This window comes from Salmonella enterica subsp. diarizonae (genome assembly GCF_008692785.1).
In the GTDB taxonomy this organism is placed as follows: Bacteria; Pseudomonadota; Gammaproteobacteria; order Enterobacterales; family Enterobacteriaceae; genus Salmonella; species Salmonella diarizonae.
Genome location: NZ_VXJV01000001.1, coordinates 506,428 through 525,842, shown reverse-complemented (window position 1 = coordinate 525,842; position 19,415 = coordinate 506,428). Strand labels below are relative to the sequence as shown.

Genomic DNA, 19,415 nt, shown 5'->3' with positions numbered 1-19,415 from the left:
GATGAATACAAAAATCGATGCGTTGAATTACTACGGCGCGACGAAAAAATACCCGTTGCATTTTCCTGCTCTGCAAGAGGATATTGATGCCGATGTGGTGATCATTGGCGGTGGCTTTTCAGGCATCAATACCGCGCTGGAACTGGCGGAGCAGGGGATCACCAATGTTGTCGTTCTGGAAGCCCGACATCTTGGGTATGGCGGCACCGGGCGAAACGGCGGTCAGGTAATGGCCGGTATAGGTCACGACATTGAAGCCGTTAAAAAATATGTAGGCGCAGCGGGAATGGAGACGCTGTTTAAAATCTCGAACCTCGGCGCAGGCATTATTCGGGAGCGAATTCGTAAATACCATATTGATGCTGATTTTGTCCCCGGATATGGTTATCTGGCCTACAACCAGCGGCAGTTAAAAACGCTGCAACAGTGGGAAAAAGAATTCAAAGCCGCTACGCCGGAAGACGATATTGAACTCTATACCGGTAAAGACGTGCAGCAGGTTATCGGTTCCGACGTCTATTGCGGTGTTCTCAAGCATATGGGGGGAGGGCATGTCCACTCGCTGAATTTATTGCTGGGCTCCGCTCAGGCTGCGAATTCGTTGGGGGTGAAGATATTCGAATATTCACCAGTGGTTGAGGTCAGTTACGGTAAAACTGTGCGGGTACGTACTGCGATGGGCAGCGTAAAAGCGGCCAAATTGCTGTGGGCCTGTGATAGTTTCCTCAATAATCTGGAACCAGAAATTTATAAGAAAACGCTGGTTACTTATTCTTATCAGGTCTCTACAGAGCCTCTCTCCAGTGAGCTTGTTGAGCGGATCAGTCCGTTGCGCGGGGCTTTCAGTGATATCCGCCCGGTTATAAATTACTACCGTCTCACAAAAGAAAACCGTCTGCTGTTTGGCAGTGCCACAAGGTTTCTTGAATATACCCCTCACGATTTTGCTGCCTGGAACCGCGCTCTGTTGACCGAGGTCTTTCCTTATTTGAAAGACGTTAAAATCGATTTTGCCTGGGGCGGACCGATGGCCTGTAGCGCGAATCTGTTTCCGCAGATTGGCACGCTTCGTGAGCACAATAATGTTTTTTATGTTCAGGGATATTCCGGATTTGGCGTCACGCCCTCCCATATCGTATGCAAAATTCTGGCCGAAGGAATAAATGGCGGTTCCGAGCGGTATCGTCTGATGAGTAGCATTCCCCACGCGACAATTTATGGTCGCGATAGTCTACGTCTATTGCTGGTCAGTGCTGGAAAACTGATACATCAAACAGCCGGTTTCTGGAAAGGCCGGAATTAACCAGGAGAACATTAATGCACGCTTTTAAACTCAATCAACCTGTTCCTGAATTACAGCCAGTCGGGAGTGTCAGCCTGTTGGGGGCGTTACCAACAGAAGGCGATCCCCAGGTCGCTGTCGCAATGATTTACGGTAAACCTGAGGATGTATTTACCTGTGGACTGTTTTCATCGACCCGCGGCGGTTTCACTATGATTTATCCCTTTACTGAGCACGCAACCGTGCTGGAAGGGGAAGTGGAACTCACTGTCGCGGGTCAGGAACCGATACGTTTTTCACCGGGCGATAGTTGGTTTGTTGAACAGGGAACCGAAGTGGCGTGGAAAGTTTTGACGCCCCGTTTTGTAAAACATTATCTGGCAAAAGTTGAAAGCCACAAGCAGGACTGAATCCTTTAATTGTTCGTCAGTAGCGTTGGCATTACTGGGGAGAATAACTCACTCCCCATTTGCTATTAGCGCGTGCGGGGACGGCGTCACAAATTTATTTACCGTTATCCCTCTTCAGGACGATACCCGCTGGATGGGATGCCTGCCATAAATAAACGTTATTCCGGAGCGGTAATTTATTGTTGTAATAATAGTGAAGAGGTTGACCATGTTTAAAAACAGACTTGCCAGCCATCTTGAACGTGGCGTTATCGGTTTCCCCACGACGCTTGCCAGCTCCGTCGGGCTGATTATGGCAAGCCCGGTGATCCTGACCGTAACCAGTGGTTTTGGCTCAGGGGGAGATACCTTTGCTCTTGCGGTATTACTGGCATTTATTATGATGCAAGCGCAGATTACCACCTTTGCCGAAGCGGCAACACTCATTCCCACGACTGGTTCCGTCTACGACTATATTTCCTGCGGGATGGGGCGTTTTTTCGCTATCACCGGTGCGCTTTGCGCTTATCTGATCGTACACATTTTTGCCGGAACGGCAGAAACAATTCTCGCTGGCGTCATGGCGTTGGTGAACTTTGAGTCTGTTAATGAACACGTGGCCATGCAGCACAATACCTGGATGGTTGGCGTCGGCATGGTAGTGGTTTTCGGAATACTGAATGCCATTGGTGTTGAAGTATTTGGCAAGGTGGAAGTATTTCTTACTTTCGGTATGTGGACTACCCTGACTATCTTCGGTTTATGCGGGATCATGTTATCCCCGGTCACTCATCATTCTGGGTGGTTTGGCGCACCGCTTGATGTCAGTAATCTCTCTGGTCTGTTTGGTTATATTGGCATGGCGATGTTTATGTTCGTCGGTTGTGAACTGGTAACGCCAATGGCGCCGGAAATTAAAAAAGCGCATCGTACGATTCCCAGAGCGATGGCGCTTGGCCTTTTAGCGGTGGCAGGTTGTATGTTCCTCTATGGCGCCGCGATTAATCGTCAGGTAAATAATGTGGTCGTCGATGCGGCAAACAATATCTTTTTACTGGATACGCCGATGGCTATTCCCGCCTTCGCTAATCGTGTCATGGGACATGTCGGGCAATACTGGCTGGGCGTGGGGTTGTTGTTGGCGGGATGTGCGACGATTAATACTCTGATGGCTGCAGTACCGCGTATTATATACGGCATGGCGCTGGACGGCGCTTTGCCGCGGTTTCTGACCTGGCTGCACCCTCGCTTTAAAACACCGGTAATCGCCATCGCTTTCGGTGTTGCGATTCCCTGTTTACACGCCTGGTATCTGAACGGTGATATCGACCACATTGTTCCGCTGATCCTCGCTGCGGTCTGCGCCTGGGGGGTAGCTTATCTGCTGGTAACGTTATCGGTCGTTATCTTACGTATTCGGCGTCCCGATCTGCCCCGCGCTTACCGGGCCCCCTGGTTCCCCTTACCTCAGATTATTTCGAGCGTGGGTATTATTATCGCCATTATTAATATTGCACCTCCAGGAATGAACAGTCGGGATGTACTTATACCATTCGGTATTATGCTTGGATTGACTGCCGCCTATGCCTTATTCTGGACATTATGTGTGCAACGGGTTAATCCTTTCCTCCCGCTTCCCGTAGAAGAGGTCGTGGAACGGGCGATGGGCAATTATGAAAAGCGAAACAATGAAGAGATGACGCCAGATGTCCTCCGTCCCCTGGTTTAAGAGCACATTAATGAACATGGTGTTACGTGATTTGAGCGGCTGGCGTTGTGAAAAATTGACCGAGCATAGCGCCGTGCTGCATCTGAATGCATTTACCCAGGTTATCTGCCATGTTCAGCAAAAACGGTTATTTATGGCCAGTATTTATAGTTGTGAATTCAGGGTGAAAGGCGCAATCAATTATCCTTTGCAGGGTAAAATTCGCGTTCATCAGCCCGGATGGCTGAAACGTTATCCAGTCATTTTTACTGGCAGTAAAAGTACTGCCGGGCTGATTAACTATCTTAATCGTTTCCCCAATTTACAACAGGCTCTGAGTGAACTGGATTATCGTCGGTTTACTCTGGTTTTACATCATAAGGAATGGTATTGCAGCATTGAGCTATGGGCTGCTAGCGAAGTGGTTTGTAAAATGCCGCCGCTGCGCCGTTATCTGCGGCTTGAGCGGCACCAGCGTGTTCTTCTGCTGAGTGTGATAAATATGATCAATCAGGTCATGAATCAATGGCTGCAACAGGATACCGACGCCAGATAATATGACATTTTATTGAAGTGCCAGCTCAGAGAGTGCTATTAATTCAGGCATATATGACACGCGGGGAAACGTCCCGCCATTGACGCGGGATAAAAGAGAAAGCGTTCACATATTCAGTGAGTGTTGTACCGAGGGCATTCTGGTTCGGGAAACCAGTTCCGTACGATTTATCACTTCTGTTTTAGCAAAAATATTGCGTAAATGCGTTTTCACTGTTGAGAGAGAGATATTCAACTGACGGGCAATCAATTTGTTGCTGGCACCTTCGCAGACCATTCCCACAATTTCACGCTCTTTTGCGGTCAATATTGACGCCAGATCGTTGTCTCCCTGAAGAGAATCATGAATCGCCAGTCCCAGTAAGGGTTGTACTGCCTGTGCTCGCAAACGCTCTTCGCTGGAAAAAGGTATATCGCGCATTAATGAAATGCCCGCGATAATACGATGGCCCCGACGAATAAAGATCTCAATCATGTCGCAAACATGATTAGGTAGCATAAATTCATGATAATAATGGCGATGACGGGCACAGATACCGGGCGTCATCGTCGCTACTGTAATAACCCGTTGGCCGAACCGGGAGGGCGATAGCGGGTCTAATGGTTGAAAATGCTCCAGATATTGTTGGTGTGTGTCATTAGAAATGTTATGTAAAACATAACCTTCCGGTTTTAAATAATCATTAACACGATAAAAAACTGCCGACGACAGAGGAATGAGTTGCGCAATGCTCTGTAAGCAATGGAGAGTGATCCCGTCATTATGGCCAGTATTTGATAAGGCTGACATGTTATCTCCTTCCATCCGGATGAGCGCGCCGGGACGCAGTAAGACAGTGGTTGTTGAAACATACAATTTACATTCATTTAACACAATCATTCATATGTTAATAATGTGACGCGTGTTGCGATATTTTTCATAACCATTTGAAATATATGATTTATAATCTAAATATCATCTTGTTTTTTAAAAAACATCTAAAAATTATTAATATAATGCTTTTCTGTCGTGGTTGAACTCATATCCTGAAAATGCCGTCGGTTCTCGTCCTTCAGGACGATATCCTTTTGAGACGACTGTTCTATGATTTTCTGAAACAGCGCAGGTTAACAGAGACTTAATTTCTGGCTCAGATATGATTTGCTAAATAACGTTTCAATAGTGTCATGCGCTATGCAGAAAACCGGCGTGTCAATAGATACAGCTTGCTCACGGCATTCTGCCCGCAGCACCAGACGGACGTTATTGCGAAATGTTAGTGATGTCTCTGCATCAGAAATGATAATTACAGGACAGAATAATGTTGAATCTTAACACATTACGGCAACAGCAAATCCCCGTAATGACTGAAAACCGGGCGCTGGTACCCTTTCATATTCTGGCGAAACCCATAGGCCCTGCGTGTAATCTGGCCTGCCGCTATTGTTATTACCCACAGGGCGAAACGCCCGTAGAAAAAATGAATGAATCAACGCTGGAGGTTTTTATTTGTCGCTATATTGCGGCGCAACCTGCCAGTGCGCGTGAAATTAATTTTGTCTGGCAAGGCGGTGAACCGCTTTTAGCCGGAATCGGTTTTTATAAAAAGGTAATAGCGCTTCAACAACGATATGCGCCTGATGGCGTGACGATCAGTAATAGTCTGCAAACGAATGCGACGTTGTTAAACGATGCCTGGTGCCGTCTGTTTCGCGACAATAATTTTACTATTGGCATCAGTCTTGAGGGCAGTGAAGACTTGCAAAATCACCATCGTCCGGGCAAACGTGGCGAGGCCAGCTATCCGGCTGCGCTACGGGGAATCGCATTGTTACAACACTATCGAGTCGATTTTAACTTACTGATTGTCGTGCATGATGACATGGCTCGCCATGCGGCAGCCATCTACGATCATGTTGTTAGCCTTGGCGCTCGTTATCTGCAATTTCAGCCACTGATGAACGAAGGCAACGCCCTACAGCAAAGTTACCAATTGAGTGCGGATAACTGGGGGCGTTTCATGATTGATATCTGGCGTCAATGGCGCAAACGCGGCGATATGGGGCGGGTCTTTGTGATCAATCTTGAACAGGCATGGGCACAATATTTTACGCATATCAGCGCCACTTGTGTCCACTCCGCCCGCTGCGGCACGAATCTGGTCATGGAACCGGATGGCAAACTCTATGCCTGCGATCATCTGATTAATAGCCAGCATTACCTGGGACAGCTTGCTAATAATACGTTAGCTCCAGCAGTAGATGCCGCAATCCGGCTTCCCTTTGGTATTAAGAAAAGCCAGCGCCGGGAGTGTCAACGGTGTTCTGTGAAAATAGTCTGCCAGGGAGGCTGCCCCGCACATATCAACAGTGCCGGCTACAACCGACTTTGTAGCGGCTATTACTCTTTTTTCACGGAGATTCTGGCTCCGCTTCGTGCCTGGCCCCGGGATCTGAATGGCCTGAAGGCCTGGCGTGCTGACGTTGTGAACAGGTTTTCGGGCTGATAGCCCTTCTTGCCGCATTTGCCCGCCGCTCTTGTACAACATCCGTAGTCTGAAATGGAGAATAAGCCGTGAAAAAACAAGCAACACTTGCCACACTCAGCATTATCTTCTCCGGTACGGCGCACAGTACGCAAAACGAACGTCCTGATATTATCGTGATTATCGCTGATGATATGGGATATTCTGACATCAGTCCCTTCGGTGGGGAAATCCCAACGCCTAATTTGCAGGCGATGGCTGAGAACGGCGTGCGGATGAGTCAATATTACACGTCTCCCATGTCTGCTCCCGCCCGTGCGATGCTATTAACCGGGAACACCAGTCAGCAAGCTGGTATAGGCGGTATGTGGTGGTATGAAAATACCATAGGTAAGGAGGGCTATGAATTGCGCCTGACTGATCGGGTGACTACCATGGCTGAACGCTTTAAAGATGCTGGTTACAATACGCTGATGGCGGGTAAATGGCATCTTGGTTTTACGCCAGGCTCGACGCCAAAAGATCGGGGCTTTCGTCATTCTTTCGCCTTGATGGGGGGAGGCGCCAGTCACTTTGATGATGCTGTGCCGCTGGGAACCGTTGAGATATTTCATACCTATTACACCCGTGACAACCAGCGCATTTCACTGCCCTCCAATTTTTACTCCAGCGAAGCCTATGCCAGCCAGTTGAATCGCTGGATCAGTGAGACGCCACGGGAACAACCCATCTTTGCGTGGTTGGCCTTTACTGCGCCACATGATCCCCTGCAGGCGCCGGATGAATGGATTAGCCGTTTTAAAAGTCAGTATGAACAGGGCTATGCAGCCGTCTATCGTCAGCGTATTGCTCGTCTGAAGAAACTGGGTTTTCTGCGTGATGACATACCTCTGCCAGGACTGGAACTTGATAAAGAATGGCAGGCGATGACCCCGGAACAGCAGAAATACACGGCAAAGGAGATGCAGGTTTACGCTGCTATGATCGCCAATATGGATGCACAGATCGGCACCGTTATTGAGACGTTAAAAAAGACCGGGCGCGATAAAAACACGATTCTGGTCTTCTTAAGTGATAATGGTGTTAATCCGGCGGAGGGCTTTCACTATGAATCTGAACCAGATTTTTGGAAGCAATTTGATAATCGTTACGAAAATATTGGTCGTAAAAATTCATTTATCTCTTATGGCCCCCACTGGGCTGATGTCAGCAATGCACCTTATGGTCGCTATCACAAAACGACCAGCGGCCAGGGGGGGATTAATACCAGTTTTATGATTTCCGGTCCTAGTATCATACATAATGGCGCCATAGATCACACTACGATGGCGGCGTATGATGTCGCGCCCACGCTATATGAATTTGCAGGTATTGATGTCAGTAAATCATTATCTGAAAGACCGACACTGCCAATGATCGGCGTGAGTTTTAAACGCTATCTGACCGGTGAAAGTCTGCACGCGCCTCGCACGCAATATGGCGTTGAACTCCATAATCAGGCGGCCTGGATAGATGGAAAATGGAAATTGCGTCGTCTTGTCACATTATTCCCACAGGCTGGTAATGCGCCATGGGAATTATTCAACCTGCAACGTGACCCCCTGGAAACAGATAATCTCGCAGCAGATTATCCGGATAAAGTGAAAATACTGAGTAGTGCATATGAGGCATTTGCAAAACAGACAATGGTGCTTTATGCCAAAGGCAAGCTTATCGATTATGTGGGTATCGACAGTAAAACCGGGCGCTATCTGGCAGTCGATCCACAGACATTGCAGCCAGTTCCTGCTCCGTTAGTGATTCCTTTAAACACAAAATCGGGTCACTAATTATTGGTTACGTTTCAAATGATTATTCAACGCTCACGTAACAGCATTCAGCCAGTGACTTTCAGGATGAAGTTTCTCAGCGTTGGCGATGTATCGCCGCGCCGGTATGCCAGAGCCAGCTTTGCGACGGGCATCTGGTCTGCAACGGGGCGGTATACTACTCCCTTGACCTTAACCTGTCTCATTGAATCTGGAACCATCGACACGCCCATCTCTGCCGACACAAGGTTAATGACTGACGAAATTTGCGGCACGAGTTGACCAATTTTCGGTTCAAAGCCCGCCTTACCGCAGGCCTCGATCACTGCGTCATAAAGCGACAGGCCGATTTCACGTGGGAAGAGTAAAAAAAACTCATCTTTGAGAGTCGAGAGTGCAATCTGTTTACACGCCGCTGCTGGATGCGTTTCTGCCAGCACAATAACCATCGGCTCTTCAGACAGTAACCTGAGCTGGAACCGTTCATTGCCTGTAAAACCGGGTCTCAGAAAGGCAACATCCAGCGATCCTTCATTCAATTCATCAGCCAGTTGGGTTGTATTTCCTTCCTCAAGCTGTAAACGAACGTCAGGATAAGCCCGCTTGAAAGTACGGATTGCGCCGGGGACCACACTGTTAAATGCCGCAGAGGCAGTAAAACCCACCCTTAACACGCCCGACTCCCCCCTGGCAACACGCTGCGCCGCCAGCGCGGCTCTTGTCGCGGTAGCAGGCATCCCTTTAACAACATCATAAAATGCTTTTCCAGCCTCAGTTAATTCCGCGCCATGAGGCACTCTTCGGAATAGCTGCGCTCCCAGCTCTCTTTCCAGATCCTTAATCTGTTGGCTTAGCGGCGGCTGACCTATGCCTAATTTTGTCGCAGCCCGCGTGAAATGCCGCTCTTCAGCGACGGCGAGAAAATAGCGAATATGGCGCAGTTCCATCCTCATCTCCAAAAGCAATTAAGAATGGCACCATCATATATTGGAAGAATGAAACCGGCGAGCGCATAGTGAGGTTAACAGGAGGTGCAATATGTCCGATATTTCTCATGCTCCGACACGTAGCTGGCTTTTTACTCCAGCAATTCGACCCGAACGTTTCATAAAAGCAGTTGAAAGTGGGGCGGACATTTCTATTATCGATCTTGAAGATTCCGTCACCCCGAATGACAAGGCGCAGGCCCGGAAAATTGCGATGCAGTTCCTTTCATCCCGACCAAACTCATCGCTAAAAATAGCATTAAGAATTAATGGAATGAATACTCATGCTGGCATTGAAGACCTGCATATGTTACTGGAATGCCGTTTTTTTCCTGATTACATTATTCTTCCGAAAACAGAGTCAGCCGCGCACCTGCAAATCGTGGATAGTCTTATCATGATGGCTGGTTCTGATACTCGCCTTATTGGCATTATTGAGTCAGTTGCCGGGCTTAATGCCGTAGAGTCTATTGCGGACGCCACCCCCAGACTCTACGGGTTGATGTTTGGCGCCGCAGATATGGCGGCTGACATTGGCGCCACACCTGCCTGGGAGCCTCTTGCGCTGGCGCGGGCCAGAATAGTGGCTGCCTGCGCTATGAAAGGGCTTCTTGCAATAGATGCTCCCTTCTTTGATATAGGCGATTTTTCAGGTCTGAAAGAGGAAACGCTGCAGGCGCTCAGTTTTGGTTTTTCTGCAAAATCGGCTATTCACCCCGCTCAGATTAGCGTAATCAACACCGCATTTACTCCTACAACAGCAGAAATTAATCATGCTCGTGCAGTACTGACAGAGAATGCCAAAGGCGTCGGGATCGTTAGCGGCATGATGATAGATGCAGCCGTTGCCCGTCAGGCCCGGCGATTACTCGCCCGGGCAGGGATCTTTTCCTGATTTTATTAACAGAGGAATTGATTATGAACACGTTATTACCCGCTTATAAAACCATTAGCGAGGGGCGCTACCGAGAAATTTCGGGTCTTTACTGGGAGGATTTTTATCCCGGTGATATTTTTGAACATCGTCCCGGTCGGACGGTTCTGGACGCCGATAATGTGTGGTTTACCCTGCTCACTCTCAATGTGCAGCCGGTCCATTTCGATGCGGCTTACGCCAGCAAAACGGAATGGAAAAAGTTACTGGTTGATTCAACGTTCACTCTGGCGCTTTTAACCGGTATGAGCGTGCGTACTGTCAGCGCCAAAGTGGTGGCCAATCTTGGCTGGGATAAGGTACAAGCCGTCCATCCGGTTTTCGCAGGGGATACACTTTATGCTGAAAGCACTGTACTCAGCAAACGCCTGTCAAATAGTCGCCCGGGACAAGGCATCGTTACCGTTCGGACATGTGGTATTAACCAGGATGGTGTAGAGGTCATGCGCTTCGAACGAACAATGTTAGTTTATTGCCGTGGATGTTCGCCTGAAGAAGACGCCGCTTATTGAGAAATCGCCCTGAGGTTTAGAGTCATGATGAATGTTAATGCAGCGTATGCCGAAAAATGCGTGACGCCTGACGAAGCGGTTACTTTAATTACCTCCGGCAGTCACCTCTCTATGGGAATGTTTGCAGCAGAGCCTCCAGCTTTGCTGAATGCGCTGGCAAAGCGAGCGAAAAGGGGAGAAATCAACGATCTGCGGGTTTACTGTTATGAAACAGCCAACATTGCCGGGAACACTATTTTCCGTTATGAGCTAAGTGACTATATTCATCTCTACAGTATGTTTATTACCGGTATTGAACGGGCTTTAATACATCAGGGGATTGAGAGTTCCGGGCGAAAAATAGTTAACTATGTTCCTTCAAATTTTCATCAGGCGACGCGATTACTGGCTGATGATATTGGTATTGATACTTTTATTCACACCGTGTCCCCTATGGATAAGTATGGCTATTTTAATTTTGGAACTGGAAACGATTATTCCACCAGGATTGCGAGGACAGCTAAAAAACTTATTGTCGAAGTTAACCAATATATGCCGCGCGTTCATGGAGAAGGTGCTGCAATCCATATTTCAGAAATTGACGCCATTGTTGAAAACCATGTCCCTTTAATTGAACTACCAATACGTACTGCCGTAGCTGAAGATATTGCTATCAGTCAGATTATCGCCTCTCTTGTGCCAGATGGCGCTTGTCTCCAGATGGGGGTCGGCGCATTACCGGAGCTCATCTGTAATGCGCTCAAGGAACATAATGATCTGGGGGTCCATACAGAGGCGCTGAATCCGGGGTTGGTAAGTTTGATTCAACAAGGCGTCGTTACCAACCAGCGTAAAAATATCGACCGGGGAATGTCTGTATTTACTTTCGCTATGGGACAAAAGGATATGTATGACTATCTCAACGACAACCCCTCTTTTTTTAGTCGGCCTGTCGATTATGTTAACGATCCGGGGATCATTGCGCAAAATGAGAATGTTGTCTCCATTAACGCTACCTTACAAATCGATCTTACCGGCGCCTGTAACTCTGAACATTTGCTTGGACACCAGTACAGCGCTTCAGGAGGGCAATTGGATTTTGTCAGAGGCGCATATGCATCTAAAGGAGGTCGTTCCGTTATTACGACACGCTCAACGGCCGCGAATGATACGATTTCTCGTATTGTTCCCCGCCTTGAGGGGCCTGTAACAACCCCACGAACGGATACGCACTGGATAGTCACTGAATTTGGCTCCGTAAACCTGAAGGGGCTCTCTTCAACCGAGCGTGCGCTCAGGATTATTGAATTGGCGCATCCCAATTTTCGGCAGCAACTTAGAGTAGATGCAAAAAAAATGCATCTGATTTAAAAGTAGGTTAATGCTATTTTTTAATGTAGCATCCACAAAATATAAACATTATGAGTCTATTCAAATGATAATTGACAGAATTGATCACCTTGTATTAACGGTATCTGATATATCAACCACAATAAGATTCTACGAAGAGGTACTTGGTTTTTCTGCGGTAACATTTAAACAAAACAGAAAAGCGTTAATATTTGGAGCGCAAAAAATTAACCTCCATCAGCAAGAAATGGAGTTCGAACCAAAAGCGAGTAGACCAACGCCGGGATCTGCCGATTTATGTTTTATTACATCGACACCGATAAATAATGTTGTGTCTGAGATCTTACAGGCAGGCATTCCCATTGTTGAAGGCCCGGTTGAGAGAACTGGAGCCACAGGCGAGATAATGTCTATCTACATCAGGGACCCTGATGGAAACTTAATTGAAATTTCGCAGTATGTTTAATGTTAAAACTTACTATTACTGCCTTTATTATGATCACGCATCCGTTTATATTGGCTTGATGGAGATCATATGGCAATAATTTCTGGAAAGAGTCTATGTTCAAACTTATTGACTTGAAGACACCGAGGAATTCATAAGGAAGTATAAAAAAGGAAAGGTGGTGCCCGGACTCGGGAACATTCAATTACCTACCAATTTGATTTACATAATAAATTCTTTTGCTATCTCCCGTCAAGACCCAGAGGTTGACCCTCATTTCTACTTTTAAATCATAAAGGTAAATTAACATAAGTAGAAAGTCTCTCGGTTCGATACTCCGGTTCGATTCCTTCTGAATTATCGTAATGACATCTGCGTTACGCGTGTTGTATACTTAATATCCACAGAAACACAGGAGGACAACACCATGCCTGCCGCAAACAGTATGGCGATGAAACGCGAAACCCTGAACCTGCGCATCAAGCCCGCCGAGCGCGATCTTATCGATCGGGCTGCAAAAGCCAGAGGGAAAAACCGCACAGACTTTGTGCTAGAAGCTGCCCGCGCCGCCGCCGAGGAAGCGCTGATCGAGCAACGTATCATCATGGCCGATCCGCAGGCTTATCAGGCATTTCTGACTCGGCTGGATCAGGCTCCTGCGCCAAACGATGCGTTGCGTAAAACCATGCAGACCCCTGCGCCGTGGGAGCAGGAAAATGATCTCCGCCCCTGAACCGCTTCATGCCGGGCATATTCTTACCCCGTTTTGCTGCGGCGTGGAGTCGATGGATAACTGGCTTAAACAGCGCGCGATGAAAAATCAGGTCACTGGCGCATCCCGTACTTTTGTGTGTTGCGGTAGCGATTCTAACGTACTGGCGTATTACTCGCTGGCGTCCAGCGCAGTAACAACAAACACCGCCCCCGGTCGCTTTCGTCGCAATATGCCCGATCCGATCCCCGTTGTGGTGCTGGGACGTCTGGCGGTGGACCGGTCGCTACATGGGCAGGGCGTAGGTCGGGCGCTGGTGAGGGATGCCGGACTGCGGGTAATTCAGGTGGCGGAAACTATCGGTATTCGCGGGATGCTGGTTCATGCCCTGTCGGATGAAGCGCGGGAGTTTTACCTGCGGGTGGGGTTTGAGCCGTCGCCGATGGATCCGATGATGCTGATGGTGACGTTGGGGGATTTGATTCATGCATGATTGGTATTATTTGGTGCCAATAAGATGGTTGTTTTATGAATCAAATTATCAATGATATATTGTTGCCCGGCATGTCCGCTGTCTGAAGTCATCAGGTATCTTCAGTGTTTAATGTGAAGTAAAATAAGATCTGCGCACAACCTCAAACATTATTTTAATGCTTGAGGTTTGATTACAATTCAAAAGTTAAAAATTAACTTCATCCGGGGAAAAAGATTAGAAAAAAAGACCAAGAAACTAATAGAATAGAAAATATAACACACAATAAATATTGGTGAGATTTTTAAAACTGGCTTAATTGCTTTTCTATATTTTTCAACTAATCCCAGATCATATAGCCTGGCTTTCCTGGAGTCTCCTATTAAGTTACTATCAATATCCTTTGCTATGTCTTCTTCTATTTTATGAAACGCTCTCTTTTCTGTCATGTCCTGTTTGGAATTAAATATAAATATGCAGAATAACAAGATTGCCGCGATAACTTGAATTAGTGGTATATTTACACTCCAACATCCAAGAGTTGAAATAAATAACCAAATCCCTTGTGAGTTTGCCTGCGATCTAAATTCATCAATATGTTTACTATAATTCTTAATATGTTCTAATATAGCATCATTTTTACATTGTTCCATACAATTATTTCCATTGTAAACATTTAAAATCATCAGAAGAAAAGCAGCTACATGTAGCTGCCTATAGATATAAAGACGCTGTTATTTCCGCCCTTTATTGGCTTGGGAAAGAACTGAAGCAGCAAGCGTCTTTGTTTGGTCATTATATTTAGGGCTATTTAAAACTTTTGAGGCTGTAGTCTCCATTTCCCCACCCGTTTGGTTTGAAGTCCCAGATTGGGATAAGGCAGATCCGGCTAAACTTTTCTGAATAGCTGAAGCATTAGGATCTTTCAGCACTTGAGCTGCTCGTGATGCAATCGTTGAGGAGGTTTTCTTAGTATTATTTGGCATATGTATTAGCACCTATGTAGAGTTACAGTTTTGAGCATGTAGTGTCATTTTTTAATAAAACATACCATATGTTGTATATACTGTATTCATATACAGTCATGAGATCAAGCCAAATAATTTGATATATATCAAACTATGGTTATATTATGTTTAAAACATAAGAGCTACAAAGAGAGCTAAAAAGCAAACAAAATAAAGGAATCCAGTTTTCCAGATGGCCAATGGTATTCTCTTGGTTGCATGGTAATACTTACGGTGTTTTGTTGGCTCTCGCTAATTAACCCGATCTCTGGTTAATTAGCGAGAGCTATATTGCTAACGTTGGTGGCCACCATTCCGTGAAACATCTAAAACGAAAACATCAATTAAACCACGGAGATCAGCCGGTAGTACTGCTTCAATACTGATTTTAAGCTCCTGAGCGGTTTTAATTCCGTGGGTTTTGCGGCCAGCAACGGTTTCGCTTTCTCCAAACCATATGACAAGAAAGATACCTTGCTGTTCGGCATCAGGGTGAATGGAATAACGGTCATAGAGTTGGGCTGAAGCAGCGGAATATAACTCTCTGTGCCACTGGCCTTTGACTTCCGTAACCAGCAGCCGTCTTCTTCCGCCAATCAATTTAGATGCTGTGAAATCACTCCTGTTTTGCCCTTTCAACTGATGCTCTGGAGTTATAGCGATACCCTGAGGCTGAAGTCTTAAACTCAGGCGCTCCGCAATAATCTCTGTGGACTTTACCTCATCGAGGCGTTCATTTTTCTCATAGAAGCGATCAGCCGAGTTAAATTCCCCGCCATCAATCGCTTTCTGAAAATCATGAAGCTCCTGAAGAACTAACTGACGCAGGCCTTCAACGGTAACGACTGAATCACAATCAAGGCGTTGAACTATCTCATCTGGCGTCGGTGGTTCAAAATCTCTGAGTGCTTTTTTTCTGATCTGATCAGCGTATATGCTTTGCAACTCTTTATGTAGATTGGTGAAACGTGGATCGTTAAGAAGACGGTCCAGCACTGGTATTGCATCATCGGGAGTGTCCGAGTTAATTGACCAAATCAAATCAGTCAAAAAGCGGTAGGCTTTCTCTTCTTCAGGGCTATCACTACCCCAGCTATCAGGTAGATCAACTCGCGGCCAGTGTTCAATGAAAGCGTCTAAAATGGCTTCAACCTTAATTGAGGCGAGTTCCGGCCAAGCGCGGTGCTCGCTTCGATTCATACGTCCAGAACGTTCATAAAAATGCAGTAAATTATTTTTATCAGATTTTAACCATGCCCAATAAGTATCCGCAATGTTCTCCATAAAGTAGAATTCACGTACCAGCCAGAATATTCGTTTGCGTTCAATATCCTCATTTTCTGTCGGATTGGGCCAGCCTGACATCATCTCTGAGCAACGCTCTGCAATAATTTCTTTTAACTCCTCACGATCGCTGTATTGCGCAGCAATTTCAAAAAGGGTATCGACTGAATTAAGGGATACATCGGGAAAACGACGAAGCCATTCAATGGAAAGTTTAGCGCGTGAATGACGAAAGACCTCTTGTCTACTTAATATCCCGATTTCAGGGTGAGGGCATGGCTGAGCGAGTTGGGGTTCAACGTACTGTCGGAGATATTTTTCAGCACTTTCACTATCAGGAAAAATGAGGCGGTCGATTTCAGTCTGTAGCGCATCACGTTCTTCCTTCGAAACTGAGTGGTATCCCCTGTGAATGTTCGTTCTTAAGGCTGTAAGCAACTCGATATTGACGCATTCAAGATTGCCTTCTGCACGTAGAATCTCCAGACAGGCGGCATATAAAACCGTCTCAGAATACCTGTGTTTAGATTCGCATTGCAGGGCCGCCAGTTCGGGCAGGGTGGGAACCACGGGAGCAATAAAATCCAGACAATTTCTTAACGCAATCCGCACCAGTTTCTCGTCACCAAATTCTAATTCAATTCTTTCCGGATGCATGAGCACAAGTTCTGCAAAACGCAGCAGGCACCGCCAGTGACGACCTCGCTCTACAATGTCTCTGTTCTCATTAACAAATTTTATGTTTCTGGCGTGGATCTCTCGTTGCTTTCTGTCACGGCGTTTCATCTTTCGGCTATGTCTGAATCTCCGGAGTTGGCTCTTCTGCCCGGATAATTTCATTGCATTGTTGTATCGGGCCCATTCGCGCATAAATGCGGGCTTGGAGAGGGCATGCTGACGCATTTGTGCCCGCAAATCATCAGGACCTTGCTCTTCCTTGTTTCTGTAACGTTGGTGGTTGACAAGGAAACTCGCCCACAGGTCAACGTTATCTGCTTCAAAAGCCAGATTGAGGATAAATTTATAGTCATTCCTCCATAAATGAAGGCCTGAATGTGAGTGCAGATGCCCGTCGAACTTTTCTACTCTTGTGTTGAATATTTCATTACGATCCGTTAAAGGCCCAAATACATAGGCAATGATCCCCTGACGAAGTGTGTCATTTTCCCGAAGCACTTGTACCGATTTGCTTTGATCGGCCTGACATTGGTGATGAAAATTGAGATTACCTGTCCATTGCCAGATCCTTACAGGGTCAAACGGCGCTAGAGCTAATTCAAAATAGCGATCGACCATTGAACCGACAATCTTGCTTATTCCATTACGACAATCACATTCATAGGATTCTTTCCCACAATGGCAATAAAGGTTACAGGTTAATTCGTCCAGAAGAAGTTCGAGAGTATGCAGTGAAAAACAGGAAATGAGCTTTTTAATAAAATAACGAGAGCCGACCACTCTTTCGAATTGTTCTTCGTGACCGGGATAGAGATTCGCACAGACGCGGAAGAATCCAGAGAGATATCGGTGGTCGAATTTTTCGGGCCCTGTGACTTCGATGACGTTGGCTGCAATATTGAGTGAAATATTACTGGCCTCAAAAATCAAAACAGCTAAAGCGCCAATGCAATCGTATTCTTTGATATTGAGTAAGCATCTGCTTGCTAAGGTTCGAATATGTTCAGACTCGTTGGGATTTAACGTAAGCTGGCTCAATTCAGGCACCAACTGACTGTTTACTGGAGAGTCTGCCAGAAGTTCTAAAATTAAATCACGTAAATGACCATCATTGCCCATCGTTAAAAGAGGCTTTATTTCCTCAACAACGTCTTGCGTGAAAAAACCAGCCGCGCTGAACCGGCGCCAGAAATCACTCCGACGAAAGTAAGGATCTGCGGCTTCAATCTCTTTGAGTTGATAGAGAAGCTGTCGTTTTGATGAGCGTTCAAGCTGCGATGGATCGCCGTTTGCGAGTACCGCATAGGCGTCAAGCTCAATAATGGATCCCTGTACCGACCTGTTGCCTAATGCTGCCATCCATCCGAGCAGACCTCTCAACTCATCTCTGGCAATACCGTTCGGTGCAATAACAGGCAAGCACTTTGGTAAAGTGAGGACATCCACAGGATCGGCTATTCGTTTAATGAGATAATCCGCTGCGCAGTATTCAACGACGATCTTGTGGACCGGGCGGTGCTGGTCTTCCTTATCGCCCGGTTTGAAAAGCTGCGTTGACAATATGTCGTCACAGGCAGTACTGCTGCTAAACAACGCTGGCAGCATGGGATACATCCGGTTTGCAGTTGCGTCGATGGTGCTGACTCCCTCTGCACCCGACAACAGAAGTTTGGCATAAACCTCGGCAGAAAAGGAAATCTTCTGTGCAATTGAAAGAGATACAGAGGCTTTCGGGATATTTGGATTGGCTTCCTTAGCCAGTCGTTCGACCGCTAAAGCGAAGATTGAACGTTTGTCAGCAAATCGCCTGCCACTTTCTAAATAGGCATCGGTGAACATTTTCAGAAACTGAGGGTTTGGTAACAACATGTCTAAACTAAACCGTGTTACTTCGGTCTGGAATGCAAAGAAGTCTTCTTCTGGCGCATGGTGCGTAAAGATGGCGTGCTGTTCGTCTTGATCGAACTCTCTCAGCCTCACAATCATAGGGGAGAAACCAAGAAATTGTTCAAAAATACCCGTAGAAGCCAGTCCCCATTCGCTTGATCTGCTCGACATGATTACGCGAGTCGGCTTTGATGCTTTGGCATGCGCAAGAAGTTTATGAATACCTGACTGATCGATTCTGGCGACTTCATCAACGGCGTCAATTATCAACGGGCTATTTTCTTTATTTGTTCCCACGTAGGCAAATATGCTGGCATTTAAGACAGTAGTGTTCAGTTTTCGAGCGAGGCTTTTCATCAGCTCCGTTTTCCCGCCGCCGGGTTCTGCTAACACAACAATGTGCGTTGATGCAGCCAGCAATTCTGTCTCTGTGTACGTCTTGTCACCGTGTATAAAAGTACGTTCAAGATAGAAGGTTGAATTCATCGTTACAAAATACTTCGTGTTGAATAGCCCAAATATTCCAGCAGAAAGGAAAGCTGCGCCTGAGTTTTCTTGCTTATATCAGAGATAGTACGGCATTTTTTCTTTATTGGGGGGCTGTTTTATCAACTGCTGGGGGCATTATACAACTTATTGACATTCATCACATTTTGCAATGACGATATGCAGGCTGATAGATATTAAACCTTTCCTGTTATAGAGGGCCTGTCTGCGGAATTTTTATTTTCTGCGATCTGCTTCCAGAACCCCTCACTTGCTGCTATTGGCTAATTGCGGTATCTTTTACCCGCACCTGCAAAATCAGGTGCCGGGATTGGAACCCTGAGAAATGTTACAGGCGACATACGACGCGCCAGCGTCTTTTTTTATGTCGTGCGCTCGGTTATACCTCAATGGTGGGCTGGGCGGGGGCACCGTAAGGTGCGCCGGTTGCCTGTAACGCCGGTAGTTCCAACCCC

General features: G+C 46.5%; 17 protein-coding genes. 12 read left to right on the top strand and 5 right to left on the bottom strand.

Annotated features, from left to right (window positions below; genetic code table 11):
• Nucleotide 1: 1 nt before the first annotated feature.
• From F4V72_RS02565 to F4V72_RS02550, 4 genes are all read left to right on the top strand, one after another.
• Nucleotides 2-1,303: an NAD(P)/FAD-dependent oxidoreductase gene (locus F4V72_RS02565; protein WP_023247083.1), complete on the top strand. Its 1,302-nt coding sequence runs from the start codon at nucleotides 2-4 to the stop codon at nucleotides 1,301-1,303.
• A gap of 14 nt (nucleotides 1,304-1,317) precedes the next feature.
• A complete protein-coding gene (locus F4V72_RS02560) occupies nucleotides 1,318-1,692 on the top strand; it encodes a cupin domain-containing protein (protein ID WP_023247084.1) in 375 nt (124 codons plus the stop codon).
• A gap of 208 nt (nucleotides 1,693-1,900) precedes the next feature.
• The gene (locus F4V72_RS02555) at nucleotides 1,901-3,400 is read left to right on the top strand and encodes an APC family permease (protein WP_053528736.1); all 1,500 of its coding nucleotides are present in this window, start codon (nucleotides 1,901-1,903) and stop codon (nucleotides 3,398-3,400) included.
• Nucleotides 3,378-3,935, top strand: a complete 558-nt coding sequence (locus F4V72_RS02550) for a DUF3156 family protein (RefSeq protein ID WP_023247086.1) — start codon at nucleotides 3,378-3,380, stop codon at nucleotides 3,933-3,935. Before F4V72_RS02555 ends, F4V72_RS02550 begins: the two co-directional genes overlap by 23 nt.
• A gap of 105 nt (nucleotides 3,936-4,040) precedes the next feature.
• On the opposite strand, the gene F4V72_RS02545 is transcribed toward F4V72_RS02550, so the two are convergent.
• Nucleotides 4,041-4,724, bottom strand: a complete 684-nt coding sequence (locus F4V72_RS02545; RefSeq protein ID WP_023247087.1) for a helix-turn-helix transcriptional regulator — start codon at nucleotides 4,722-4,724, stop codon at nucleotides 4,041-4,043.
• Between the two features lie 511 nt (nucleotides 4,725-5,235).
• Between F4V72_RS02545 and F4V72_RS02540 the strand changes: the two genes are divergently transcribed.
• Nucleotides 5,236-6,420, top strand: coding sequence for an anaerobic sulfatase maturase (locus tag F4V72_RS02540; protein WP_079813150.1), 1,185 nt, complete (start codon nucleotides 5,236-5,238; stop codon nucleotides 6,418-6,420).
• 68 nt (nucleotides 6,421-6,488) lie between these two features.
• Nucleotides 6,489-8,228 (top strand): arylsulfatase, encoded by a 1,740-nt coding sequence (locus F4V72_RS02535; RefSeq protein ID WP_136057999.1) that lies wholly within the window; start codon nucleotides 6,489-6,491, stop codon nucleotides 8,226-8,228.
• 47 nt (nucleotides 8,229-8,275) lie between these two features.
• Here F4V72_RS02535 and ripR read toward each other — a convergent pair whose 3' ends face one another.
• On the bottom strand, nucleotides 8,276-9,154 hold the full coding sequence (ripR, locus tag F4V72_RS02530) for an itaconate degradation transcriptional regulator RipR (protein ID WP_023247090.1): 879 nt from the start codon (nucleotides 9,152-9,154) through the stop codon (nucleotides 8,276-8,278).
• Nucleotides 9,155-9,245: 91 nt separating this feature from the next.
• On the opposite strand from ripR, the gene ripC reads away from it, so the two are divergent.
• The 6 genes from ripC (at nucleotide 9,246) to F4V72_RS02500 (ending at nucleotide 13,618) form a co-directional block, all read left to right on the top strand.
• Nucleotides 9,246-10,088: an itaconate degradation C-C-lyase RipC gene (gene ripC / locus F4V72_RS02525; RefSeq protein ID WP_053508166.1), complete on the top strand. Its 843-nt coding sequence runs from the start codon at nucleotides 9,246-9,248 to the stop codon at nucleotides 10,086-10,088.
• A gap of 23 nt (nucleotides 10,089-10,111) precedes the next feature.
• Nucleotides 10,112-10,639, top strand: a complete 528-nt coding sequence (ripB, locus tag F4V72_RS02520) for a (R)-specific enoyl-CoA hydratase RipB/Ich (protein WP_023247092.1) — start codon at nucleotides 10,112-10,114, stop codon at nucleotides 10,637-10,639.
• Between the two features lie 24 nt (nucleotides 10,640-10,663).
• Nucleotides 10,664-11,989 carry an itaconate CoA-transferase RipA/Ict gene (gene ripA / locus F4V72_RS02515; RefSeq protein ID WP_077958016.1) on the top strand — a complete coding sequence of 442 codons (1,326 nt, stop codon included), beginning with the start codon at nucleotides 10,664-10,666 and terminating at the stop codon, nucleotides 11,987-11,989.
• A 64-nt stretch (nucleotides 11,990-12,053) separates the two neighbouring features.
• Nucleotides 12,054-12,434: a VOC family protein gene (locus tag F4V72_RS02510; RefSeq protein ID WP_024149592.1), complete on the top strand. Its 381-nt coding sequence runs from the start codon at nucleotides 12,054-12,056 to the stop codon at nucleotides 12,432-12,434.
• Between the two features lie 406 nt (nucleotides 12,435-12,840).
• The gene (locus tag F4V72_RS02505) at nucleotides 12,841-13,146 is read left to right on the top strand and encodes a DUF1778 domain-containing protein (RefSeq protein WP_079813147.1); all 306 of its coding nucleotides are present in this window, start codon (nucleotides 12,841-12,843) and stop codon (nucleotides 13,144-13,146) included.
• Nucleotides 13,130-13,618 carry a GNAT family N-acetyltransferase gene (locus tag F4V72_RS02500; RefSeq protein ID WP_079813146.1) on the top strand — a complete coding sequence of 163 codons (489 nt, stop codon included), beginning with the start codon at nucleotides 13,130-13,132 and terminating at the stop codon, nucleotides 13,616-13,618. Before F4V72_RS02505 ends, F4V72_RS02500 begins: the two co-directional genes overlap by 17 nt.
• Before the next feature lie 179 nt (nucleotides 13,619-13,797).
• Here F4V72_RS02500 and F4V72_RS02495 read toward each other — a convergent pair whose 3' ends face one another.
• From F4V72_RS02495 to F4V72_RS24305, 3 genes are all read right to left on the bottom strand, one after another.
• Nucleotides 13,798-14,250, bottom strand: a complete 453-nt coding sequence (locus F4V72_RS02495; RefSeq protein WP_121767698.1) for a hypothetical protein — start codon at nucleotides 14,248-14,250, stop codon at nucleotides 13,798-13,800.
• Between the two features lie 81 nt (nucleotides 14,251-14,331).
• Complete coding sequence (locus F4V72_RS02490; RefSeq protein WP_170245737.1) at nucleotides 14,332-14,583, bottom strand: hypothetical protein; 252 nt, start codon at nucleotides 14,581-14,583, stop codon at nucleotides 14,332-14,334.
• 315 nt (nucleotides 14,584-14,898) lie between these two features.
• Nucleotides 14,899-18,939, bottom strand: coding sequence for a hypothetical protein (locus F4V72_RS24305; RefSeq protein ID WP_170245736.1), 4,041 nt, complete (start codon nucleotides 18,937-18,939; stop codon nucleotides 14,899-14,901).
• Between the last annotated feature and the right edge of the window lie 476 nt (nucleotides 18,940-19,415).